Raw genomic sequence first — 24,189 nt, 5'->3', positions numbered from 1 at the left:
ATATGACAGACGGGGCATGCCGTCAATGCTCCATCACAGCATCACGCAAGTATGGCTGTCATTCCGCAGAGCGGCCGCCGGGCATCCGGACTCCCTTTACACCACATCCAGCGCGGCGTCCCAGTCCTTCCAGACAGGCTCCAGGCCCGCATTCCGGATGGCGCCGACCACCTGTTCCGGAGTGCGCTGGTCGGAAATCTCAAACTGCTCCGTTGCCTTGCAGCGCCCTTTCCGGTCCTCGGGAAGGTCCACCTGGTTTCCCCGCACCGTCAAATGGGCGGTGGCCGTTCCCACCCCCGTGTAGCCCCCCGGTTCCGTACGGGCAATGGCGGACATGTGGGTCATGCCCAGATGCATCAGGGCATCCCTCATCGGCGCGGGTTCACGGGTGCTGACGGACATGCCTATCCTGGGGAAGCAGATGCGCAGGGCGGCCATAAGCTGGACAAAATGGCGGTCGTCCAGCATCAGTTCCGGATCGGGTTCATACTCGTAATTCCCGGCGTAGGGACGCATGCGCGGGAACGCCACGGAAAGCGCGGACTTCCAGCAATGCTTCTGCAAATAGTCCAGATGGGCGGCGAGCGCCATGGCCTCCCGCCGCCAGGGGGACAGGCCGAACAGGGCGCCTATCTGAATGCGGCGGAAGCCGCCCTGGTAGGCGCGTTCCGGGCAATCCAGCCGCCAGTTGAAATTCTTCTTCATGCCCGCCGTATGCAGGGTTTCATACACCTCCCGGTTGTAGGTCTCCTGGTACACGGCCAGTTGTTCCGCCCCATGGTGGACGATTTCCGCATAGCGGTCGTCCGGAAGCGGTCCTATTTCCAGCCCCAGCGAGGGGATAAAGGAATGCAGCGCGTCCAGGCATTCCTGCATGTACCCGTCTGAAACGAACTTGGGATGCTCCCCGGCCACCAGCAGGATGCTGCGCAGGCCCAGCCCGTGCAGGTAGCGGGCCTCCTGCACCACTTCATCCACCGTAAGGGTGGTGCGGATGATGGGGTTGTCCCGGGAAAAACCGCAGTACTTGCAATTATTGATGCATTCGTTGGACAGGTAAATGGGGGCAAAGAGACGGATGGTCCGGCCGAAATGCAGGCGCGTCAGGCGGCGGCTCTCCTGCGCCATCGCCTCCAGGCGGGCGTCGTCCACCGGTTCCAGCAATGCCATGAAGCGGCGCACCAGGGAAGAGGGATGGTCCATCAGACCGTTTAATTCTTCAGAAAAGGACATAGGAAGATTAAATAAAATTTGAGAGAGCCGGCTGCCCAAGGCCATTTCCACGCCTGAACCGGAGAAGCCCAATTTGCCTCTTCCCTCACAAAGGATTCCATCTTTTACCGTGTCATTTCCCGGAGCGGAGCGCTCCATGAGGAAAGAAGGGCCCCTGCAAATCGTCGTGACAGACGGCCTCTCATGGACTAATCTGGCCTTATCCTCCCATGACCGCCACGCCGAACAGCCTTTTCCGCCATTATCTCGATTCCCTGATCCAGCAGGGAACAACGCGCACGAGCCTGACGGATGAAGCCAGAAACGTTCTCAGGACGTGGTACGTGACCGCCAAACAGGGAAGCCGCCCCGCCGCTGCCGTTCCCGCAGCTCCACCCTCTCCCCCCGTTTCTCCTGAACCGCCGCCCCAGGCGGAACCTGCCCCGGCCTCCGTATCTTCCGGGGCACCGGAACCGCCGGAGCTCTTTCCGGAGAGCCGGGAACCGGCCTCCACCGTCGCTCTCCCGGAAGGGACGATGGAAGACAAGCTGCAATACCTGCGGGATCTGGCGCAGAACTGGCAGCCGGCGCGGGAGCTCAATTCCCTGCGGGACACCATGGTCTTTGCCACGGGCAATCCCCATACGGAGCTCATGCTCATCGGGGAAGCGCCGGGCTATTATGAAGAAGTGCAGCAGGAGCCCTTTGTGGGCCGCGCCGGGGAAAAACTCAACCAGATATTGAAGGCCATGGGACTCTCCCGAGACATGGTCTACATCTCCAACATCGTCAAATTCCGTCCTGCGCTGCCTAACCAGCGGACCAACAACCGCGCCCCCACGCCGGAAGAAATTGAAGCCTGCCTGCCCATCATCATGAATGAAATCCAGGTCATCCAGCCGAAGATGATCGTAGCCCTGGGCGGGACAGCCGCCGTGGGGCTGCTGGGGATACAGGGTTCCGTCAGCTCCATGCGCGGCAGGTTCCACGACCTCAATGGCATTCCCGTGCGCGTTACCTACCATCCCAGCTACCTGTTGAGATCAGACAGCCCGCGGGAAAAACGCAAGGTCTGGGAAGACATGCTGGCCGTCATGGAACGCCTAGGCATGCCCATCTCGGAAAAACAGCGCGGCTACTTCCTGCCCAGGGAATAAAACCGGGAATTCCTGCATGCCGCCCTTCTCCCGCCACGGTAGCTGAACGGCTGTTTTTTCATGGAAAACCTGCGGAACGGTCCGTTCCCTTTTCAGCAATGCACGATCCGCTTTTTCCTTCCGTGTTCCGGCACTTCCCAGAACAGGCGTGCCCTGTCGCGGCTCACTCCCTCCATGTTCAGGTACCGCGCCCGCAGCAGGGAGGAGGAGCGGTGCCCCATCTCCATCTGAAGCAGGGGAAAATCCCGGAACCACTTGGCATGATAGGAAGCATAGGTATGCCTCAGAGCATCCGCGCTCCATTCCCCGAAGCGGTGATGCACGCCCCACCCGGCCTTTTTCCGGAGCAGCCTCCAGCGCACCGGCCAGTTGGGAGGGCATAGCAAGCCATCCCGCTCCCCTGCCCCGTATTCCGCCAGAAGCCGCCGGAGCACGGCATGAATGGTGACGTGCCGGGCTCCCCCCGTCTTACTGGCTACGGACCTTACGGAAATGACCCGTTCTTCCATATCCACGTCATTCCAGCGGAGACGCATCACTTCCCCCGGCCTGATGCCGGCATACAGCATGACCCAGACCGCCGGAGCGCAGTCACGGAATTCAGGAATTTCCACCACATCCCGGAGGCTTTTTATTTCTTCCGGGACCAGAACGGCGATGGTCCGTTCACGGAACGCAGGAGGTTCCACCCGGACAATGGGATTTTCCCCGCACCAGCCGCGCCGCAGGGAAAGGGACAGCACGCCGCTCATCACTGCACGGCCCTTGTAACGCTGTCTGCGGGAGGAAAACGCAGTTTCCAAAAAACGCGCGCAATGCTCCGGCGTCAGTTTCCGGACCGGAAAATCCTTCAATTCCGGACACCTCCGCATCAAGGCTCCGGTGAAATACCTGATATCACGCAGCGTTGTGGGACGAAGCCCGCGCTTCGCCCTCAGCGTCTCCTCCACGGCGGCGGAAAAGGAAACCGTCTTTTCCCCTTTCCTCAATTCCTCCGCTCCCAGGAAAATTGCCTTTCTGGCCCGGCGCATGCTGCGGCGCCCCCCGCACAGGCTCAGCAATTCCACGGCCAGACTGGCTGCATCCAGCATATTCAAACCGCTTCCTTTCAACAACATTTCCGCCGCCAAATATTTATTCCGGTTTTCTCCATGTTTCGCCATTCCGAACACCATGTTTTTGATATTAATGCATGATACATCACAGGATTGTTAATCCTGTTAGCAAGAAAAAAATTACAATATTTTCATCTATTAATCCCTTTTAACGGCCAATTTCTTATGTACAAATAAAAATCTATTTGTTAGATAAGCCGTGGATTCAATCTTCCGCCGCACAACGCGCCGTTCATGCGCCGGAGGCGGGAAAACGGACGGAATATATTCAGACGCACAGGATTAACAATCCTGTACATAGAAATTCAGCAGGGAAAAGGCACCCATTTCCACTTTTCCTTAAATTAATCTGAATATAACAAATCATGAATCTTCGTTTACCCCTCCCGCTGCGCCGGGCTCTGCTGGCAGCCATGTGCGTCCTTGGAAGCCAGGCCTTCGCCGCCGAATATACAGCTTCCACCCTGGAAGAATTCCAGGCCGCCTGGAACCAGATGGCCAATGGAGACACGCTGAACATTACCGGCTCCATCGATTTTGAAGGAATAGAATTGAGCGCATTGCCCGCAGACGCTGCCATCGTCCTCAAATCAGACGGGCATGGAAAAATCTCCAACTTCAACTACAAGGACATGTCCGCCGTGGAGATGCAGGATCTAAATGTGGACGGTGAAGGAACCGTCCGCGTGGGCAGCATGACGGAAGGAATGCTCAGCGGGCGGAGCGACGCCGGAAACACCCTTTCCATAGAAGACGGCTCCACCCTGGACGGCACATGGCTTGTCCTGGAAAACAACAAGCTGGTGGCGGGAGACGGAGCCATTCTCAACCGGAACGACGTCGTCACCAGCCACGCCACCTCCATAGAAACCAGACTGGACCCAGAAACAGGGGCCTTTATCTCCACGGTGGTCACTATCACACCGGGAGAAATTGCCATGGAGCTGGGAAAAGACGTCCAAATCAATGAAATGGATTTATCCATGAATGACGGAGTCCGCGGCCAAATTGTCTCCCATGGAGATATTGCCCTGGCTGATTCCACCCTCGTCTCCACAGGCGCCGTCAACACCACGTCCGTTTACGAAAACGAAGAGTCCGGCACTCTGATCGGCCAGTCGGAATCCGTGGGCGCCCGCGGAGGAATTGACTTCAGCGCGGGAGCCGTGACGATGACGGATACCGATCTGAGCACCGCAGGCGATGGAGACCGGTTCACGGGCGGCGAAATACTGCTGGGAAACAACAGCATCCTGAAAGCCACGGACCGGGCGGAAATTACGACGGGAGCCCTCGTCCTTTCCCATGGCATTACCAGAAAAGATGAAGACGGGGCCTACCTGCCGGGAACCAGCACGGAAGAATCCATGGGGCTGTATGGCGACATCGCCATCGGCAGCGGCAGCTCCATTGAAAATTATGACATGGACGCGAAAGGCTCCATCTTCATCGGAGAAGGGGCAAAGCTGGCATCCGTCACGCTGGATGCCGTATCCGTGGAACTGAATTCCTTCTCCATGGCTGAAGGGGAAGACGGAACCCGTACCGTCCGCATAACCACCGCAGTAGGAGACCAGGCCACCGTTTCCATCGGGGCCAATTCCACGCTGGACGACGTGGATATCTATGCGGAAGGCGGAGACATCTACATCGGCAGCAATACTGAAATCACCGGGGACAACGACCTTTCCGGCAGCCAGATGGCCGATATCTGGGCCGGGGATACGGTGGGAGCCATTGACGACGAAGGCGCCTCCTCCCGCGGAACCATCTCCTTTGAAGGAACGCTCAAGCAGAACGCGGACGGCGACTATGTGCTGGCCTCCGGCGAATACACGGAAGGAACTTATGGCGGGAACGTAGTCATTGGCGACAACGCTACGCTGACCATGGCCACCGTAGCCGCGGAAAACACCATCATACTAGGGGACAACGTGACCTATCAGGGAACGGAAGAAGCGTCCGTCTACCACATGAGCGCCTTCAGCGATGCGGATAACAGCCTCGTCCACGCCAGCATCATTGACACGGATGAAAACGGAGACATCCTCAACGGAACCGTTACCGTTACGGAACGTGAAAACAAAATCACCACGGGCCGCAGCAACACGTTCATGAACAGCAAGGCCCCGGGCAGGTCCGCCACCATGGATATTTCCAGAGGGGGCGCCCTCTACGCGCACGGAGACATTCTCATTGGAGAAAACAACCGCTTCATCGGCAATACGGCCGCCGGGTCCGGCGGAGCCGTCTTCGCCCAGAACAACATTGCCGAGGCCATCACCTATGAAAACGGGGAACGCACCTCCAAACTGACCACGGAAGTGCTGGATATCACGGTAGGGAACGGTTCCGTCTTCTCCGGCAACACGGCCGGGGCCAACGGCGGAGCCATCGCCTCCGAGCTGACGACCAATCTTGCAATGCAGGAGGGCGATAATGTGGACGACTTATTTGAAAATGAAGGCGCCAATATCTGGATAGGCAAAAATGTCACCTTCACGGACAACACCGCCGCCGGACTGGGAGGGGCCATCCATCTGATGGAAGACCGTCTTCTTCTGATTGGCTCCGGAGCCTTCTTTGACGGCAATATGGCCGGGGAAGAAGCCAACGACATTTTTGCCGAAGACGGCTCCGTCATCCTGGTGGACTCCGCCGCGGACGATGTCACCATCATCAACAGCGGGATTTCCGACGCGGACTACTACTCCCTTGACGACGGTCCGTGGACGCGCGGTTCCGCCACGCTGGTGCAAACGGGCAGCGGCGGCCTGCTCTACGGCGGCCGGGACACGGAAGACAACGGATTCGGAGGAACATTCATCCAGGATTCCGGAGCCGGTTCCCTGATCGTGGGCCATCTGGCTGAAGTGGATGGCACCCTGGTCATGGAAGGCGCGCAACTGGGCGTTGAAGGCCTGACGGACTATGAAATCAACGGAGGAGGAGTTATTCTGACGGAAGATTCCACCCTGGCCGGCGACACGCTGGAACTCAACGGAAACGCCGTGATTGAAATGGGCGAGGGCTCTTCCCTCCTCCTCAATGGCATCACGTTCAACGGCCATTCCTCCATCAAGCTCTGGAATGCCGGTGAAACGGGCAACGGAAGGGACCTCACCCACACCGCAGCCGGAACTTCTTCCGTGGGCAACATCACCATCACCGGAGCCGATGTCAGCGAACTGCCCCTGTTCAACTCCGCCTTTGTCTCCACTAACGCCGCACTTCATGAAGACGGAACCATCCGGTTGACGCAGAACATGCACGGAGTAGCCGCCCCCATGCAGGGATATTCCGGAAACGTCTCCGGCGCGGCAGCCGGCATGGAACAGGCCCGGACGGGAGTCCGGGACGGTTCAGCCGCACACAGGTTCTTTGAAACCCTCCTGGGAACCTCCAGCGCGGACGCGGCGGCAGCCATGATTCAATCCGTCAGCGGTGAAACCGTGGTCAACGCGGCGTGGGCCTCCAATGACGCCCTCAAGGGCTTTGCCGCCCTGGGCAGGACGCAGGGAGCCATTTCCGCCGCACAGGGGCTGAACGCTCCGGCGGCGAAGCCGATCCAGTCCGCAGACGCGAAGGGCTCCCCCATCGCCATGGCGCCGGTGGCCTCAGGCCGCGGCTCCGTATGGGTGGGCGGACTGGGTTCCTGGACGAACCAGAGCGCACGGAGCGGCATCGACGGCTACAAATACGACGCAGGCGGCTATGCCGTGGGCGCGGACTGCAAGCTCTCCTCCTCCGCCCTGGCTGGGGTAGCCATCGGCCAGTCCTACGGAACCTTCCAGGACAAGGGAGGGTTGTCCAGCTATGACGCGGACTCCTTCATGGCCATGCTTTACGGCCGCTACACGCCCGCAGGGGCTTCCAAGCTGGCCCTGGACGGTTATGCCGCCTTCGGCACCACGTCCTTTGACGGAAAGGCCCGCATGGCGGACACCTCCGCCAGCGGGAAATTTGATTCCGACTCCTTCGGAGCCGCCGTCTATGCCACTTGGACGGAACAGCTCCGCAGCAAACTGGTCATCGCGCCGTTTGCCGGGCTGGAATTCATGACCGGGAAGACGGACAGCTTCTCCGAACACGGAGACCTGGCCCGGACCTTCAGCGGAGCACGCGCCCAGAACTGGACGCTGCCCGTAGGCGTCACTCTCTCCCGCACCTATGCGGCAGGCGCCAAAACCACGCTGACGCCCAGCGTGACGGTTGCCGTGGCGCAGGACCTCAGCCGCCTCAACCCCAAGGGAACCGTCAGCAGTGAGCTGGGAACCTGGACGGCGCGCGGCGTTAACGTAGGCCGCACCGCCCTGCGCGTCAACGCAGGGGTAAGCGCCGCCTTCGGCAGCAGATGGGGAGCCCGCATCGGGTACTCCCTGGAAAGCAGGGCCGGGCTGACGGCCCAGGGAATCAACGGCTCCGTCAGTTACTCATTCTAACGGGCGTTCCTATTCCAGTCTCCCCGGTTCCCCACGGGACCGGGGAGGCAATCCTCAACCCTTCTCTTCATGCCTTCTTCAACAATAATCCGCCCCATCCTGACGCTGGGCTGTGCGGTCCTGCTGGCCTCCTGCGGCGGCAGCTCCGGCAAATCGGACTCCTCCGGAGTCCAGCCCCCGCAAACACTGGAAACAGGCTCCGTCATCAGCATGACGGACGGCCATGGAGTCTCCTACAAAATCATCTCCCCCACTACGCTGGAAACGGGGAACGGCCGCTTTTCCGGAACGTACTCCTATGCGCCGGGTCCGGCTTCCGCCCGGTTCTCCATGACGCTGACTGACGGAGGGGAACATCCCTCCACCATCACCAGCTCCGGAGAAATGACCTTTACTTCCGCAACGGAGGGCTACTACTCGGCAACCAAATATGAATCCACCGTTCTCTCCCCGGAAGGAATGGGCGGCCCCTTCAAAATCTCCAAATAGAAAAATTTCCCGGGAAAGTATGAATTGTTGATTAGGAACCGCTTCCTGTTGAGGGAAGCGGTTCCGCTTTAACCGGACAGACCTTTTATGGCGGTCGCCTCCGGCATGAATGTACCGGCGTCCGCTCATTCCTGCCGGGCAGGCTAATCCGGCCATACCGCTTGCCAGCCGTCTGTGAACCGGAGGCAGGCATAAAAAAACCGCTTTCCCACCAGGGAAAGCGGCTGCCATTTAAAAGGGAGCCATTATTCCCCGCGCCGGAGAACGGCGCCATTGCTGGCATTCGTGGCGAGGTGGCGGTAACGGCTCAGCCAGGAGGAGGAAACCTTGTTGTACGTGGGCTGCCACTCCGCACGGCGGCGTGCAATCTCATCCTCGCTCAAATGGGCGTTCAGCGTACGGTCCGGAATGGAATACTCAATAATATCCCCGTTCCGCAACAGGCCGATCAGGCCGCCTTCCGCCGCTTCCGGGGAAATATGGCCGATGCAGGCTCCGTGGGTGGCTCCGGAAAAACGGCCGTCCGTGATAAGCGCCACTTCCGCGCCAAGGCCCTGCCCCATGATATAGGACGTGGGGGCCAGCATCTCCTGCATGCCGGGGCCGCCCTTGGGTCCCTCATTGCGGATGACGACCACATCGCCGGACTTCACCTTCCCGGCAAGGATGCCTTCGCAGGCTTCCTCCTGGGACTCGAAAATCACGGCGGGTCCGCGGAAGCTCATCATGTCCGGATGCACGCCGGCCTTCTTCACTACGGCGCCTTCCTGGGCCAGGTTGCCGAACAGGATCGCCAGGCCGCCGTCACGGGAATAAGCCTTTTCCAGCGGATGGATTACCGTTTCATCCGTAATGCCGCATCCTTCAACCGTTTCACCCAGCGTCTTTCCGCTCACGGTCATGGAATCCAGGTGGAGAGCCCCGGGAATCCTGGCGATCTCATGAATGATGGCGCTCACGCCGCCGGCGCGCAGGACATCCTGCATGTGGAAGCGGGAAGAGGGGGCCACCTTGCAGATATTCGGGGTGCGTTTGGAAATGTCATTGATGCGCTGGAGGTCATACTCCACGCCGGCTTCCCGGGCGATAGCCAGCGTATGAAGCACGGTATTGGAGCTGCCGCCCATCGCCATATCGATCGCAAAGGCATTGTCGATGGCGTCACGGTTCACGATGTCGCGCGGCAGGGGACCGTCCGCCTTCGCCATCTCCACGGCGCGGCGCGCGGTCTGCTTCCAGAACTCCTTGCGTTCCTCGGAAGTAGCCAGCAGGGAACCGTTGCCGGGAAGGGCCAGGCCGATTACCTCGCTCAGGCAATTCATGGAATTGGCCGTAAACATGCCGGAACAGGAACCGGCGCCGGGGCAGGCGCGGCATTCCAGGGAATGGAGTTCCTCCGCATTGATTTTGCCTGCCTTGAAGCGGGCGACGGCCTCAAACACGCTGTTCAGGTCCAGTACGGTGCCGTCCTCCGCCATGCCGGCGGCCATCGGGCCGCCGCTGCAGAAAATAGTGGGAATATTGCAGCGCAGGGCGCCCATGATCATGCCGGGAACAATCTTGTCGCAATTCGGAATGCAGATCATGGCGTCAAACGCGTGGGCGCTCAGCATCGTCTCCACGCTGTCCGCGATCAACTCACGGCTGGCCAGGGAAAACTTCATGCCGCCGTGGCCCATGGCAATGCCGTCACAAACGCCGGGCAGGTTGAACTCCACGGGAGTTCCTCCGGCCTTGCGCACTTCCTCCTTGATGAGGGCGGCTACCTTGTTCAGGTGGACATGGCCCGGAATCACCTCATTAAAGGAATTGCAAATGGCAATGAAGGGACGGCTTAAATCCTCATCCGTCATCCCCGTGGCACGCATCAGACTGCGGTGCGGCGCACGCTCGAACCCTGCTTTAACTCTATCGCTTCGCATAACAATACAACTGTTGCAGTGCAAGTGTATCACATGACGCAGGGAAGAGAAGTTGAATCTAGGCCAGTCTTGCAAAACGGAAACGCCTCCGTTACAGTCTGTTTGCATAAGGAAAGACTTTAGCTGTCCGGAACACCCTTCCGGACGGGGAAATGTGAACGAATCGTCACATCTAATATCGGGACACCGCCCCTTCCTTCATCGTAAAAAACAGCCATGGCAACCATTCTTATCGCTGAAGACGATCACGCCATCTCAGACCTCGTGGCCTACAACCTGGAACGCGCAGGCCACACGCCCCTGGCGGCCTATGACGGCCTGACCGCGCTGGAAGTGGCGCGCAGGGACAGGCCGGAACTGATTCTGCTGGACCAGATGATGCCGGGCATGGACGGCCACGGCGTACTGAGAGAGCTGCGCCGGGACAGCCGCACGCAGAACATTCCCGTCATCTTCCTGACCGCCAAGGCCCAGGCGGAAGACCGCATCCAGGGACTGGAGCTGGGAGCGGACGACTATGTGACCAAGCCATTCAGCCCCAAGGAACTCGTGCTGCGCGTAGGCAGCGTGCTGAAACGGTGCGAACACACGCCGGGCAGCGTCATCGCGGAATACGGGCCCTTCACGTTTGACAAAAACGCCCTCAAATTCTACATCGACAAGGAGGAAGTGGACCTGACGGCCACGGAATTCAAGCTCATGATCTACATGATTGAACGGGAAGGCCAGACCCTGAACCGCAACGACCTGCTCAGCTGCGTGTGGGGATACAGCCACCAGGCCCAGAGCCGCACGCTGGACACGCACATGAAACGGCTGCGCCAGAAACTGGCACCCTATGCGGACTGCATTGAAACCGTCCGCAGCATCGGCTACCGCTTTACCCTGCCGGGGCGGCGTCCCCCGGAGGAAGAGGTCTAACGCTCCGGTTCCATGTCGGCCATCGACTACATCCTCATCATCCTTGTTCTGGCCTCCCTGTACCTGAACTGGCACCTGGTCCAGGTATGTCGGTCCGCCATGAAAGCCCGGAAAAAGGCCTTGCGGGACGCCCAACGCCTGCTGAAACGCGGAGAGGAAGCCCAGGAACAGGCCATCGTGGACAAACGGCGCTTTCTGGAAGCTCTGGGTGAGGCCTTCCTGCTCATCGGTCCCGCCGGGCACATCGTGCTGGCCAATACGCTGGCCAAAGAGCTCTTTCAGGAAGAAAGGCTGGAAGGACGCAAAGTGGGAGCCCTGGTGTGCAACCAGGAACTGCTGGGGCATGTTCAGGAAGCCTTTGACACGGATGGCCCCGTCACCAAGGAATTTACGCTGAGCGCCGCCAACTCCCCCGGCGGAGTGCAAAACGGCATCACGGCGTGGCACTTGGACAGCGCCATCACGGACACCCCGATCAAGGAAAAACGCATCCTGCTGCGCAACGTCACGCAAAACTACCTCACCAACCAGATGCGCCGGGACTTCGTGGCGAACGCCTCCCACGAGCTGCGCACCCCGCTCACCATCATCGTGGGATATCTGGAAAACCTGATGGAAGACAATCTGATGGAGGAAAGCCCCGGACTGGCGCGCAAATTCATCGGCGTCATGCACCAGAACAGCCAGCGGCTCATGAACATCATTGAAGACATGCTCATGATCTCCAAGCTGGAATCAGGCCACAAGGCCATCCTGAAGGAACAATGGTTCCACCTCACCTCCTGCGTAGATGATGTCTTCTCCCGCCTGGACTCCATCCGGGAGAAAAAACAGGCCGCCCTGCACATGGACATTCCGCCGGACTGGGAACTCTACGGGGATCCCTTCTACTGGACGCAGGTTCTGTTCAACCTGGTGGAAAACGCCCTCAAGCAAAACACGGAACCGGGCCTTTCCGTCACTGTGGCCGCAGCCAGAACACCGGAAGCCTGCGTGATCACCGTCACGGACACGGGCGTAGGCATCCCCGCGGAAAGCCTTCCCTTCCTCTTTAACCGCTTCTACCGGGTGGAAACCCACCACTCCTCGGAAATCAAGGGAACGGGCCTGGGCCTTTCCATCGTGAAACGCGCCGTGGAGGCTCACGACGGCGCCATCACCGTCTCCAGCACCCCCCACCGGGAAACCGTCTTCACCATCACCATTCCTCTGAAACGGTTCCGGGAAGAAGCAAAGGTATAATAAAAGCACAGTCAAAAATATTTGACTTCAAATTCGGAAGACAAGTTAATAATTACAAAATCTTTGACCCATTTCCTAGTCTAAGAGAAATAGACTATCGTTTCCCAATTTCTCTATTTAATGCTCAGCATGAGCCTCCGCGTAACGTTCCAGCGATTTTTTATTTCCCAGCTGGGCGGCCACTTTCAGACCTATTTCCGCCATCTTCTTGCGTACTGAAGCCTTGTCCGCCTCTTTCAGCCATGCAGTCAGGCAAGCATCAGCCCGCGCAGACAGCTGTTTGTCTTTCCACAAGTCAAGCACCTGACCATAAAATCCGAGAAATTGGAGGGCCGTTTTTTCATGGCTCAATAACGGAGGAAGCGCCTTTTCCAATACGGCGCAGGTCTGCACCCTCACCTTCCGGTCCACCTTATTCTGCTGGTAAAACTTTAACCAGTTTTTGAAAAAGATTCTCTTGGTTTTCACCCCATAAGGCAACTTTCCAGCCATATCCGGAATATCTTTCCGGGCTAAAGCGCAGAAATTGCGCATATACGCGTCTACAGAATCCCATGATTCATTTTGCGCCAGCAATCTTGGATAAACGGCATAGCCATTCGCCTTTTTCCAATCAAGCCCCAGTTCATTCTTCATGAAATACTCCCACAGAGTGGGATTTCCGGGAAAAGCCTCCTTGAATTGTTCCAGCAAAGCCAATTTATCTTTCTCCGCCAGGCGGACATTCCTTCTCATCAAGGCCTGCCATGCGGGATAATTGGAGGCATTCCGTCTTAATGCCTCTTTCAGCAGTGCTTCCGCCTTCTGTGGATCGGCAGCCAGCAGGGATAAATAATAACAGAGATTGGATGCAGCGGCATCCTTCCCCTTCCAAAAACGGGGGAGCTCTGTAATCGTGGAAACGGAACCTTTCCACGGTCCTCCGGACCCGCCTTCCGACCATATCCAGCCATAAATGTTATTTCCTATCTTCCATTCTCCGTCTGCCCCCTTCCACACAAAGGCGCAATGCCCTGGCTGGCCGATCGTGTAGGAAGGAATCCCCTTCGTCTTCACAAACCCGGCCGCCCCTTTGGAAACGGCGCCGCACACACCCCCATACTCCACGTAAATTTGCAAAGAAATAGGTTTATGATCGTAGAACGCTCCACCGGCATGCACGCTGATTCCCTGCTTATTCTTCATCCGGTAGGGGATCAGACCGCAACAGGCATACCCTGCGTTCCCCGCCTTGATCTTCTTTTTGCCAGCCAGGTAATCCTGTGCCCAGGCAAGCTCCTCAATACTTTCCCTGCCCCGGAAAAGAATGCCGAATTCCCACGGTTCCAGCGTAATGAACTGCGGAAACAGTTTTTTCTCCGCAAAAGACTTTTTGTAAAAATCATACCGGGCTTCGCATGCCTCCGGCTCCCGGGACGTAGAAACCAACGCCGCACCCAATGCCATGTTGAGACCAACTCCGGAAAGCTCTTTCCCTTCCTTCACCCAGATATTCCGCAATACAGCCAGCGTATTCTTTCCCGAGGCCTTGGCAAACGCCAGTTTTTCAAACACCTCCGGGTGATTCAGCAACCATTGCACAAATTCCTTGTCCTTCAATTCATGAAGGATGTAAGTCCTTTCCTTCCCCACCAACGCAAAAAAATGGGCCATGTAGCAAGCCTGCGCCACCTCCCGGTCCTTCAACAGAGATTCCACGGAAAACGTTTTTTCCGCCTCCAATTTCTTTTGAACATATTGCCGGCACAGCCCGGCAATATTCCGCACATCCCCTCCTTCCACCTGCCATGCCAGGCGCTGATGGGACAAATCTCCAGCAACAACCGCTGGCAAGAAGAACAAATAGAGGAATAAGAGTTTAAACATAAATAGGCTAAATAAGAAAACTATCTATGAGGATATTTTTTACCAATTATTTTCTGCGCTTGGGAAAACCCTTGTACAAGTAGGAAGCTTGAGGAACTCGTCCAATTGTTCTATCCAATAAATCAGGAATTTCATCATCACCATATCCCGCCAATTTAAGATATCTTTTCACCTGTACAGCTTTAGTCGGATAAAATTGGACTAACATTCCTACAAAATCCTCTTCCATATTATTGATGATTGAATTCAATTTTCTTTGTCTCCCAATTCTAACATTCATGTAATTACAATATTTTGTAAATCTATCTCTATCCTGCCTAAGATCCATGTTATATAAATATAAAAATCTATTATATTTATATGTATAAAGAAAAAGAGGATTCAATTCTTGTCGAAATTGATTCAATATCATGGATGAATATAACAGAAACAATTCTCTCATCACAAGTGCCTCGTCATGAAGTTTTGTTCCGTTAGATTTTCTAATTTCTTTCGGAAAAAATGATAAAATCATTTTTTCCTTCACTTCATAATCAAGATCAGAATTTTCGCATAGCCATTCTCCGTTACCTTCTACAGTGTCATCAATAAAGGGAACTGCGGCAACCAAATAAAAAAGCCACATCCCTTTTTGCAAATCATTTTTTATATCAGGCAGTATTTTATTAGCTTGTTCATAAAATTTAAAAATATCCCCCTGCAGGGCTGATTTTTCAGCGTTTGATAGTAGGAGATATAATTTTTCATTAGTTTCATGAAGGAGAGGTTTTTTTAAAGAACTATCAAATATTTTGGCCTCGCTTACAGTCGAAAAAACTAAAATAAAACATGATAATATATATATTACTTTCATAACAGATTGTTTGACTAACTGAATTATTATACTTACAGATCAATCATCTCTCGTTCCTGTATCTATATGAATGGCGTCCCCTCCTGTACTTCTTTCAACAGAACATCCAAATTTACAAATTTTAACTTTGAAATTTTTCAACCCATCTATACGATTCCCATCATAACTTTCATCAAATGTTTGAATATACACTACATCACCGATTAAACAACAATCTTTCCCATTGACAACAGTGTAAAACCCGCAACGCCAAAAATAAAATAATGGCAATGGAAGATTTTGGAATAATAATATTGAATTTTCCCGATGTTCCTTCGGTGGATATACTCCAATTAAATCACTCATATGTCCATTATACTCATCAATTCGTTGTGGATTTGGATTAGGCATATGAGGAGCCAATCCGTCAGTAAGATCCTCAGGTTTATCCAATGATCTTTCTATAAAGTTTATATTTGAAAAGCTCACCGTCCGCGGCTGAAAGACTAAAGCTAAATGAGTGGAAGCCCCAACTTCATTCACTTTCCCATCACGGGGACCATCAGGACTCCGTTCAGAAAGATTTATCCCTTCTATTTTGTTTGGTACCAGAACATTAAATTTTTTTGGCTTGGGCTTATCGTCCAAATTAGTTTTAACTTCCACACTTACCTCTCCTTTGATAACAGGATCCTTTTTAGCCGTTAAAACAGCTTTAAATTTATCCTTTTCATTAATTGTTAGTATTGCCCATTTTTCACTTTGTTCGGAAAGTTTCCATTCTATCTCATCCTTATTAACAAGAGAAAGTAATTTTCCCTCCAACTCTAAATCCGCTTCTTCTCCAATTCCAATATCTTCTCGTTTTTGATCTTCCTCTCTATCCAGATCAAAGATCATACATTCAGCAGAATACTTGCGTGTCTTCGAACTGATATATAAATCCCTCCCTTCGTCCTCTAAATCTCCATCTTCTGCAAACCCTAAAGAAAATGCTCCAATTGCCATGAAGAAAAAATTTCCCCACATGAATAACTGTCCTGACCGTTTCATAGAAGTATAGGTTGTAATACGTATACAAAAAAATCAGAATTCAGGCAAAAAGTCAATGATTTTAGAATAAAATTGAGACAATATTGGATTCGCCAGGAATATGGGGACGAGAAAAAGGAGATTACCTTAGGCTGAAGAATATGATGCCCACATTAAGCAATCCGCAAAACCCCATCTCAATCCGCTTGATTACGATATTGATAAGCTCAATTCTAAATAAATTGACAGCATGACAGAGAGCGTTTGGCAGTTCATTGAATCTCTCCTATATTTCTCCAACAAAGCATTACAATTTCTTTTCCTAAAATGATTTGCTACGTTTAAACTCCTAAATTAGACTAGATAACTCTATTTTCATTTGTTTAAAGAAAAAGAAAAGATTTGTTCTTTACTGAACTCTATTACTTTCTTTAGATGTTTGCGTTTATGTTAGGAGTTGCTCAAAGTGAACTAGACTTTCTCCGAATTTCCCATGCTCAGTTCCACATCTAATCTTTCACTTCGGAACGATATAATCTGACAGCAATCGTGCGAAGGGGAATGGAGTGCGGGGGATGAGCGGAAAACCTTCTTTTACGGATTGGGAGGGAGACGACACCAGCATCGCTTCATCATCTTGACCTGTCCTTTTATTCCCTTATGCAGAGCACCATCAACCCGCATCACAAAACAATGGAATAAAGACACATGCTGTCTTTTTCTCTTCACTAAAGATATTGTTTTTGTGTTGGAAAGTTTCCTTTTAGCCAACGCTGATTCCATTGAAAAGAAAAACGGCGTCCTTCCGCTGGACGGAGGACGCCGGGATTTTCCGGAAATCGGATAGACTGCCAGTTTGAGCAGCGAAGCGCACAAACCTTAGGACTTGTAACGCAAACGCTTCTTGTGACGGTTCTGACGCATGCGCTTGCTGCGCTTATGCTTGTTGATTTTTGCTTTACGGCGTTTTTTGAGCGATCCCATGATTGTGGTTCGTTTGTTGTTTTACTGTGGTGAGAAAAAAGTTAATAGACCAGCTTGTTGAGCGGGTATTCAATGATGCCTTCCGCGCCGAGGGCCTTGAGCTGCGGAATGATATCCCGGACGACGGATTCGTCAATGACCGTTTCCACGGCCAGCCAGCCTTCTTCCGCCAGGTGGGAGATGGTGGGGCGGCGCAGGGACGGCAGGGCTTCCACGAGACCATTGAGGGAAGCGGCGGGGAGGTTCATTTTCAGACCCACTTTCCGGCGGGCTTCCAGAGCGCCCCTGAGCATCATGACCAAGCTTTCCAGCTTCTGCTTTTTCCATTCGTCCTGCATCGTTTCCCGGTTCGCGATGAACTGGGGATAGGAGGTCATCAAGGTGTCCACGATGCGGAGCTTGTTGGCCTTGATGGAGCTGCCCGTTTCCGTGATGTCCACAATGGCGTCCACCAGCTCCGGCACTTTCACTTCCGTAGCGCCCCAGGAGAATTCCACATGGGCCTTGATGCCCTTTTCCTGAAGCCAGCGTTCCGTGATGCCCACGCCTTCCGTGGCGATGCGCTTGCCCTGCAGGTCTTCCGCGCAGGTGATAGGGGAGTTTTCCGGAACCACCAGCACCCAGCGGGTGGGCTTGGAGGTGGCCTTGGAGTATTGAAGGTCCGTCAGCACTTCCACGTCCGCGCGGTTTTCATAAATCCAGTCGCGTCCGGTGATGCCGCAGTCGATGAAACCGTCATTGACGTAACGGCCGATTTCCTGGGCGCGGATCAGGAAGAGTTCCAGATCGTCGTCGTCACAGGTCGGGCGGTACCCGCGGCTGGACACGTATACATTGTAGCCGGCCTTGCGGAACAATTCCACGGTGGAGTCCTGCAAACTGCCTTTGGGAAGTGCTATTTTGAGTTTCTTCGACATGATGGGACGGGAATGAAAACCCACGCGGGCCTCATTGTCAAGTTTAGAACCGAATCCGGCCCATTTTACCGGGCCATGAGCCGTTCAATGTCATCAGGCAGCAGCGGCACGTCCCCCAACAGGTCAATGTTTTCCTTTTCCCCGATCAGGATGTCGTTTTCCAGGCGGATGCCGATGCCTTCCTCCGCTATGTAGATGCCCGGCTCAATGGTGAAGACCATGCCCGGCAGCACGACGGGGTTGGTTTCCCCCACGTCGTGCACGTCCAGCCCCAGGAAGTGGGAGCAGCCGTGCATGTAGTATTTCCGCACGATGGGAGGATCGGACGGTTTTTCCGCCACCTGCGCGGGCGTGACAAGCCCCAGCTTGACGAGTTCTCCGGCAGCGAAGACGCGCACCAGGCGCTCATATTCCGATTTCAAGATGCCGGGCCTCAGGACGCTTTTGGCATAGGTCATCATGTTCAGCACGCTTTCATACACGGCGCGCTGGCGTGGGGTGAATTTTCCGTTCACGGGAACGGTGCGGGTCATGTCGGAGTTGTAGTTTCCGTATTCCGTGCCTATGTCCATGAGTACCAGGCCGCCGTCTTCGCACCTCTTGTCGTTCTGGATGTAGTGCAGCACGCAGGTGTCCTTTCCGGAGGCAATGATAGGAAGGAAGGAGAATTTGCGCGGCCCCCGGCTGATGAATTCGTTAGCCAGAAAGCCCTCGATCTGCCATTCCCCCACCCCCGGCCTGATGAACCGGAGCAGCGCCCGGAAGCCTTCATTGGTAATGTCACAAGCCTTCCTGAGCGCCTTGATTTCCTCCGGCTTTTTGATCTGGCGCATCTCCGCCATGATTTCATAAACGTTTTTCAGAACCGCATCCGGGAATTTTTCCTTCAGTTCCTTGGTCATGCGGGCATTGCGCGTTTCCACCGGGCAGGTGCAGCGCGGATGCTGGTTGGCTTCCACAAAGACCATGGTGGCGGCCGGAACCAGGGTATCCAGCAGCGTATCATATTCATTGGTCCAACGCACGTCCCGGATGCCGCTCAATTCCCTCGCCTGATCCTGCGTGAGACGGGCTCCTTCCCAGATGGCGATCTGTTCATTCGTTTCACGCAACAGCAGGATTTCATCCCAGCCGTCCTCCCGGATGGTCATGATGAGGACGGTTTCCTCCTGGTCAATCCCGGTGAGGTAAAAAAGGTTGGCATTCTGGTGCAGGGCGAAGGTGCCGTCCGCATTCGTGGGGAACACGTCGTTGGCATGCAGGATCAGCATACTGCCGGCGGGCAGGCGGGAAGCCAGTTCCGCACGATTGCCGGCAAAAAAGGAGGAAGGTAGCGGCTCGTATCTCATACCGACAGCATGCTCCGCTTTTCCAGCTTGTCAATCATGCATCCGGACACGAAACGGCCTTCCTGCGGTTCATATTAAGTTCTTGCGGCCCGGCATTCTTTTGTTCATTCTGGGCTTTATGCTTTTCCGTGCTGTTTTTTCCGCCGCAGCTATTCTTTTCACGGGCGTTTCCTGCTCCTCCGGTCCTTACCGGCCCGTTTCCCCGCTCATTACTCATGCTGCGGAGCTGAAGGAGGCGCGCGGCAACCTCGGCGGCGTCTGGTGCCATCCCTCCGCCGGGCAATTCCTCTGGAAACAGCAAAGGCGGCAGTACGTTTACATTACTCCCGTGGAAATCAGCTCCATCCGGCAGCAGTTCCCGGAGGCTTCCCCCTACCTGGCGCGCGAATTCCGGGATTCCCTGCAAAAGGAGGTTCGCCTCTTGATTGACCGCAATAATGAGAAGCCCGGCAATCATGTCCGCTGGGTGCTGAGCGACCGCCCGCGCACGCCCGGCGTGAAGGTTTCCCTGGCGATCGTCCAATTAAAGCCCACGGACGTTGGGGGAAAAGTCGTGGCCCTGGGCGTGGGAATCGTCTCGCCGATTCCGGGCGTTTCCTTCATTATCAATCATTTCGCCTCTGGAGCGGTAGGGATTGAAGGCAACATCGTTTCCCTGGACAACGGGACGATCTTGAAGGAATTTTACGGGCGCAACAGGGATCCCATCAATATTTTTTCCTGCAACAGTTTTGAGGAGTTCGCCTGCGACAAGTACAACCTGGACCGTTTTGCCCGGCAGATTGCGGAAATTCTGGAGGAGGACCCTTCCCATTCCTGATTTCCCCCCGGCGGGGAAAACTCTTGATGACAATCGGGTCATGACTCGAACACCGGACATGCGGGCGCCGTCTTATCCTGCATGTACGGTGCTATTTCACGGCTCCTGCTGGCGCTGGGAACGGGATTGGTTTTTTCCTGTTCCAGTTCCCAGCACATGCCCGTTTCCCCCTTGATTACCCATCCTCTTCATGCGGATTCCAAACAGAGCTGCTTCCAGGGCGTCTGGTACAACCCCACAGAGCAGGCCATCTGGAATTCCCCGCGCCTGAAGGTGTATGTGGCCCCCATCAATATTGATTATATCAAGGCCAGATTCCCGAAGGAGGCCCCGGCCCTGGCGGAACAGTTCAGGACGGAGCTTCAGAAAGATATCCGCAGGGTGCTGGAGAATAAATCCAAACAGACCGGAGGAAGGATCAAGTGGCAGCTGGTTGACCGCCCCGCACCGGGCGGCGTGACTCTTTACATCGCCATGGTCAAGCTGAAGCCTACGGACGTAGGCGGCAATATCATGTCCGACCTGGTTTCCCTGGCGTCCCCCCTTCCGGGCACTTCCCTGATCCTCGGCAATTTCATGAGCGGGGACGTAGGCATTGAAGGGCGCCTGTCAGACATGCGCACGGGCACCAGCATCATGGAGTTCAAGGCCTACAATACGGACCCCATCACGCTGTTTTCCGTGAAGGAGTTCGAGCGCTTCGCCTTTGACCAGCAGAATTTGCAGCTTTTCGCCAGCGGAATTTCCGCCATTTTCAAGGGCGGACCTTCCAGTTATATTCCCAAGACGGGGGAAGTTGACCTGGACCCGTTTTAAGCGGCTTTTCCGGCTGATTCCTCCTTGTTCTTTTTTTCAGGATCATAGAAGGTGCATTCCTGCACCGTCTGCCTGGTTTTAAAGGCATAGACGAAGAAGGCGACGCCCACCAGCACGAGGAAGACGGAGAGGAACTGCCCGCGGGTCAATCCCATGGAGAAGGGGGAGTCCGGTTCCCGGTATTCCTCGCAAACGATTCTCCCGACAGCATAGAGAATGGCAAAGATGCCGCAGAACACGCCATTCCAGGCACGCGGGAATTTCACCCGGATGAACCACAGAACGGCAAAGAGAAGCACTCCTTCCGCAAATGCTTCATACAACTGGGAAGGATAGCGCGCATGGTCCTGCATCATCTGCCCCACGATTTCCTTGATGGCGGGCGTATCCCTCACCCGGTCGGTCACCCAGGCGGCAGTCATGCGGTCCGGCACGGTTATTCCGGAGAGGGAAAGCTTGTCCAGCAATCCGGGCGTTTCATAGATGCGGGAGGCCACGCGGACGAACAAGTCCGGGTCCTGGGACAGTTCCGCCGGAAAGATCATTCCCTGGGCGGATCCGGGCGATACAATGCGCCCGTACAGTTCCCCATTGATGAAGTTGGCCATGCGCCCGAAGAAGAGCCCTACGGGGGCCACAATGGCCAGCCCGTCCAGCAGGGCCACCCACTTGACGCGGTGCTTCCACGCGTAGTAGAACGTGTACAGCCCCACGCCGATCATTCCTCCGTGGCTGGCCATGCCCCCTTCCCATACCCGCAGGGCCATGAGCGGGTCCGCCAGGAACTGGGACCAGCCGTGGTTGGGTATCTGGTAAAAGAGCACGTATCCCAGCCGTCCGCCGATCAGGACGCCGAAGATCGCCACATAGGTGACAAAGTCCGCCAGCCTGTCCTGCGGAATGGGATACAGCTTCCGGCGGGACAGCCAGGAGAGCAGAAAGTATCCGCCGATGAAACCCATCAGGTAGGCCACGCCATACCAGCGCAGGGCAATGGAGTCCGTCACCTGCCAGATGACGGGGTCCAGGTCGTGTACGTAAGCGGTCAAATTCATGGGCGTTCCTTTCAGGGCAGATAATGGGTAAGGGCTTCCACGGCTTCACGGTCCAGGGCGCGCACCAGCGCCACCGTCAGTTCCACCGCCGCGCGGTAGTCCCGCAGGTCCAGCACGCCGTTATGGGCATGAATGTACCGGGTGGGTATTCCCAGCACGATCGTGGGAACTCCCCTGCCGGAGAGATGAAGGGCCGCCGCATCCGTTCCACCGGAACGGCGCACCGTCAGCTGGAAGGGGATGCCTGCATCCGCCGCCGTTTTCTCGGCCAGGGCGGCCAGACGGGGATTGGTGATGGCCGTAGGGTCAAACAACCTGATCTGCACGCCGCCGCCCAGGGCACCCTGGGAATCCGCCACGGTAAAACCGGGGGTATCGTCCGCGGGGGGGCCTTCCAGCACGATCACGCAATCCGGGCGCATGGCGACTCCGGCCGTCTTCGCGCCACGCGTCCCCACTTCCTCCTGCACCGTGGCGGCGGCAATCAGTGTATTGGGGTGTCCTTCCCGGCACAATGTCTTGAAGGCCTCTATCATCACGGAAAGGCCGGCACGGTTGTCAAAGGCCTTGCCCATGACCCGGAACGGATTTTCCAGAGGCGAGAATGCCGCGTCCGGCACCACGGGATCACCCAGATGAATGCCGAATTCATTTTTCACCTGTTCCGCGCTTTCAGCGCCCACGTCCACAAACAGGGCTTCCATGCTCATGACGCTGTTGCGCTGGCCTTCCGGCAGAAAATGGGGAGGCTTGGAACCGATCACCCCCTGAACGCTGCGGCCTGAACGCGTTTTCACCAGAACACGCTGGCTCAACAGGGTATGCGGCCACCAGCCGCCTATCCCCACCAGTTGAAGAAAGCCGTTTGCCGTGATGTTCTGTACCAGGAACCCGATTTCATCCATGTGGGCGGCCAGCATCACGCGGGGGCCTGAATCGCCATTGGTGCAGAACAGGCTTCCCGAACCGTCGGAGGAAAATTCCCCGCATCCTTCAAGTTCCTGCGCCACAAGGTTCCGTACTTCATCCTCATGCCCTGAAATACCGTGGGCTTCTGAAAACTTTTTCAGCAGATCCGAATCAATCGCCATGGGCCGAGCATGTGAAAACACCCCTTCCAGGTCAAGCCCGCAGCCATGCCGCATGATTTTTTCTTGACCGCACGGGGGGAACCTCCGGATTGAGCCTCATCCTGCGCAACACCCGTTACATGGAAAGAAACAAGAGATTTTTGCTAGCCACAGTTCGGTTTTTGGTGTAACTAATCAGGGAATCGAATTGTGCTATGAAATCCATCCTTAACACTATCACGGCCATGCTGGCTGCGGTGCTTTTCATTCCTGCGGCATCGGCGCAAACCACCAGCAATCCCAGAATGCAGGTGAAGGTCACGTTGGAAAAGCTGTCCCTGTACATGCGCCAGTCCCCCAATGTCATGACCCAGGACGACCCCCGGCCGCTCCCGAAGCCGAAGAGATGGGCGGATTTTGAAATGCCCTTCAAGGTGGAAGCCGCTCCCGTGCCCAAGTCCGGCTACATTGATTCCCTGACGTTCAAATTCTATATTGCCGTAGTCAACCCGGACCGTGCCCGCCAGTACCTGAAACTGTACAAGGAAGTAAAATACGTCAATGTTCCGGTAGGGGAAGCCACGTATGCCTCCGTCTATCTCTCCCCTTCTTCCGTCAAGCGCATCACCGGTTCGGAAGGCGGCAGGGGCAAGTGGGTGAAGTACCAGGGCGTGGTGGTGGAATACAATGGCAAAATCGTCGCCACTTATTCCTCCGAACGCGGCAAGATGGAAAAATGGTGGACCATCCAGTCCCCCAGCATCGTGGAAACCTCCTATTATCCCCTCCTGAACAAGGATGAAACGCCCTTCTCCGTGTACTGGTATGACCGTTATCCGGAAATCATGAGGCCCAACAGCCAGCAGGCGGCTCCCAGCCCGGCCCCGTTCGGCACGCCCACGGAAGCTCCGGCTGCGGACGGCGAATAAAGCCCCATCAACATTTTTC

General features: G+C 55.5%; 20 protein-coding genes. 9 read left to right on the top strand and 11 right to left on the bottom strand.

Annotated features, from left to right (window positions below):
• Positions 1-96: 96 nt before the first annotated feature.
• A complete protein-coding gene (thiH, locus tag J5W70_RS06375) occupies positions 97-1,233 on the bottom strand; it encodes a 2-iminoacetate synthase ThiH (protein WP_022398173.1) in 1,137 nt (378 codons plus the stop codon).
• Between the two features lie 209 nt (positions 1,234-1,442).
• Between thiH and J5W70_RS06370 the strand changes: the two genes are divergently transcribed.
• Positions 1,443-2,369: a uracil-DNA glycosylase gene (locus tag J5W70_RS06370; protein WP_022398174.1), complete on the top strand. Its 927-nt coding sequence runs from the start codon at positions 1,443-1,445 to the stop codon at positions 2,367-2,369.
• Positions 2,370-2,461: 92 nt separating this feature from the next.
• Here J5W70_RS06370 and J5W70_RS06365 read toward each other — a convergent pair whose 3' ends face one another.
• Positions 2,462-3,460 (bottom strand): tyrosine-type recombinase/integrase, encoded by a 999-nt coding sequence (locus J5W70_RS06365; protein WP_249853094.1) that lies wholly within the window; start codon positions 3,458-3,460, stop codon positions 2,462-2,464.
• A gap of 389 nt (positions 3,461-3,849) precedes the next feature.
• On the opposite strand from J5W70_RS06365, the gene J5W70_RS06360 reads away from it, so the two are divergent.
• Both J5W70_RS06360 and J5W70_RS06355 read left to right on the top strand, forming a co-directional pair.
• Positions 3,850-7,926 carry an autotransporter outer membrane beta-barrel domain-containing protein gene (locus J5W70_RS06360; protein WP_215841900.1) on the top strand — a complete coding sequence of 1,359 codons (4,077 nt, stop codon included), beginning with the start codon at positions 3,850-3,852 and terminating at the stop codon, positions 7,924-7,926.
• A gap of 69 nt (positions 7,927-7,995) precedes the next feature.
• Positions 7,996-8,415 (top strand): hypothetical protein, encoded by a 420-nt coding sequence (locus J5W70_RS06355; RefSeq protein WP_022398177.1) that lies wholly within the window; start codon positions 7,996-7,998, stop codon positions 8,413-8,415.
• A gap of 245 nt (positions 8,416-8,660) precedes the next feature.
• Here J5W70_RS06355 and ilvD read toward each other — a convergent pair whose 3' ends face one another.
• Positions 8,661-10,337, bottom strand: a complete 1,677-nt coding sequence (ilvD, locus tag J5W70_RS06350) for a dihydroxy-acid dehydratase (RefSeq protein ID WP_022398178.1) — start codon at positions 10,335-10,337, stop codon at positions 8,661-8,663.
• A 216-nt stretch (positions 10,338-10,553) separates the two neighbouring features.
• On the opposite strand from ilvD, the gene J5W70_RS06345 reads away from it, so the two are divergent.
• Both J5W70_RS06345 and J5W70_RS06340 read left to right on the top strand, forming a co-directional pair.
• The gene (locus J5W70_RS06345) at positions 10,554-11,258 is read left to right on the top strand and encodes a response regulator transcription factor (RefSeq protein WP_022398179.1); all 705 of its coding nucleotides are present in this window, start codon (positions 10,554-10,556) and stop codon (positions 11,256-11,258) included.
• 12 nt (positions 11,259-11,270) lie between these two features.
• Complete coding sequence (locus tag J5W70_RS06340) at positions 11,271-12,500, top strand: sensor histidine kinase (RefSeq protein WP_022398180.1); 1,230 nt, start codon at positions 11,271-11,273, stop codon at positions 12,498-12,500.
• Between the two features lie 117 nt (positions 12,501-12,617).
• On the opposite strand, the gene J5W70_RS06335 is transcribed toward J5W70_RS06340, so the two are convergent.
• Positions 12,618-13,685, bottom strand: coding sequence for a hypothetical protein (locus J5W70_RS06335; RefSeq protein ID WP_215841951.1), 1,068 nt, complete (start codon positions 13,683-13,685; stop codon positions 12,618-12,620).
• Here J5W70_RS06335 and J5W70_RS06330 point away from each other — a divergent pair.
• Entirely contained in the window at positions 13,656-14,354 is a 699-nt protein-coding gene (locus J5W70_RS06330; protein ID WP_146021354.1) for a hypothetical protein, read from the top strand. The two genes, J5W70_RS06335 and J5W70_RS06330, sit on opposite strands and share 30 nt — an antisense overlap.
• A 58-nt stretch (positions 14,355-14,412) precedes the next feature.
• On the opposite strand, the gene J5W70_RS06325 is transcribed toward J5W70_RS06330, so the two are convergent.
• From J5W70_RS06325 to J5W70_RS06310, 5 genes are all read right to left on the bottom strand, one after another.
• Positions 14,413-15,219 carry a hypothetical protein gene (locus J5W70_RS06325; protein ID WP_022398182.1) on the bottom strand — a complete coding sequence of 269 codons (807 nt, stop codon included), beginning with the start codon at positions 15,217-15,219 and terminating at the stop codon, positions 14,413-14,415.
• A 39-nt stretch (positions 15,220-15,258) separates the two neighbouring features.
• On the bottom strand, positions 15,259-16,206 hold the full coding sequence (locus J5W70_RS06320; RefSeq protein WP_146019182.1) for a hypothetical protein: 948 nt from the start codon (positions 16,204-16,206) through the stop codon (positions 15,259-15,261).
• Between the two features lie 903 nt (positions 16,207-17,109).
• Positions 17,110-17,214: a hypothetical protein gene (locus J5W70_RS12950; protein ID WP_012420149.1), complete on the bottom strand. Its 105-nt coding sequence runs from the start codon at positions 17,212-17,214 to the stop codon at positions 17,110-17,112.
• Between the two features lie 41 nt (positions 17,215-17,255).
• Positions 17,256-18,131, bottom strand: coding sequence for an ATP phosphoribosyltransferase (hisG, locus tag J5W70_RS06315; protein WP_022398184.1), 876 nt, complete (start codon positions 18,129-18,131; stop codon positions 17,256-17,258).
• A 65-nt stretch (positions 18,132-18,196) separates the two neighbouring features.
• Complete coding sequence (locus J5W70_RS06310; RefSeq protein ID WP_022398185.1) at positions 18,197-19,480, bottom strand: aminopeptidase P N-terminal domain-containing protein; 1,284 nt, start codon at positions 19,478-19,480, stop codon at positions 18,197-18,199.
• A gap of 118 nt (positions 19,481-19,598) precedes the next feature.
• On the opposite strand from J5W70_RS06310, the gene J5W70_RS06305 reads away from it, so the two are divergent.
• The gene (locus J5W70_RS06305; protein ID WP_022398186.1) at positions 19,599-20,300 is read left to right on the top strand and encodes a DUF3313 domain-containing protein; all 702 of its coding nucleotides are present in this window, start codon (positions 19,599-19,601) and stop codon (positions 20,298-20,300) included.
• Between the two features lie 81 nt (positions 20,301-20,381).
• Positions 20,382-21,116, top strand: a complete 735-nt coding sequence (locus tag J5W70_RS06300) for a DUF3313 domain-containing protein (protein ID WP_102726533.1) — start codon at positions 20,382-20,384, stop codon at positions 21,114-21,116.
• Here the strand turns inward: J5W70_RS06300 and lgt are convergent.
• Positions 21,113-22,171, bottom strand: a complete 1,059-nt coding sequence (gene lgt, locus J5W70_RS06295) for a prolipoprotein diacylglyceryl transferase (protein ID WP_022398188.1) — start codon at positions 22,169-22,171, stop codon at positions 21,113-21,115. The two genes, J5W70_RS06300 and lgt, sit on opposite strands and share 4 nt — an antisense overlap.
• Positions 22,172-22,182: 11 nt before the next feature.
• Positions 22,183-23,262: a M42 family metallopeptidase gene (locus J5W70_RS06290; protein WP_022398189.1), complete on the bottom strand. Its 1,080-nt coding sequence runs from the start codon at positions 23,260-23,262 to the stop codon at positions 22,183-22,185.
• A gap of 194 nt (positions 23,263-23,456) precedes the next feature.
• Here J5W70_RS06290 and mul2A point away from each other — a divergent pair, with 194 nt between their 5' ends.
• On the top strand, positions 23,457-24,170 hold the full coding sequence (gene mul2A, locus J5W70_RS06285; RefSeq protein WP_022398190.1) for an Amuc_1102 family pilus-like protein: 714 nt from the start codon (positions 23,457-23,459) through the stop codon (positions 24,168-24,170).
• Positions 24,171-24,189: the final 19 nt, after the last annotated feature.

It is taken from the genome of Akkermansia massiliensis (genome assembly GCF_018847375.1).
GTDB classification, from domain to species: Bacteria; Verrucomicrobiota; Verrucomicrobiia; order Verrucomicrobiales; family Akkermansiaceae; genus Akkermansia; species Akkermansia massiliensis.
Note: the sequence above shows the minus strand (reverse complement) of the source record. Positions and strands in the feature narration are given on the sequence as shown.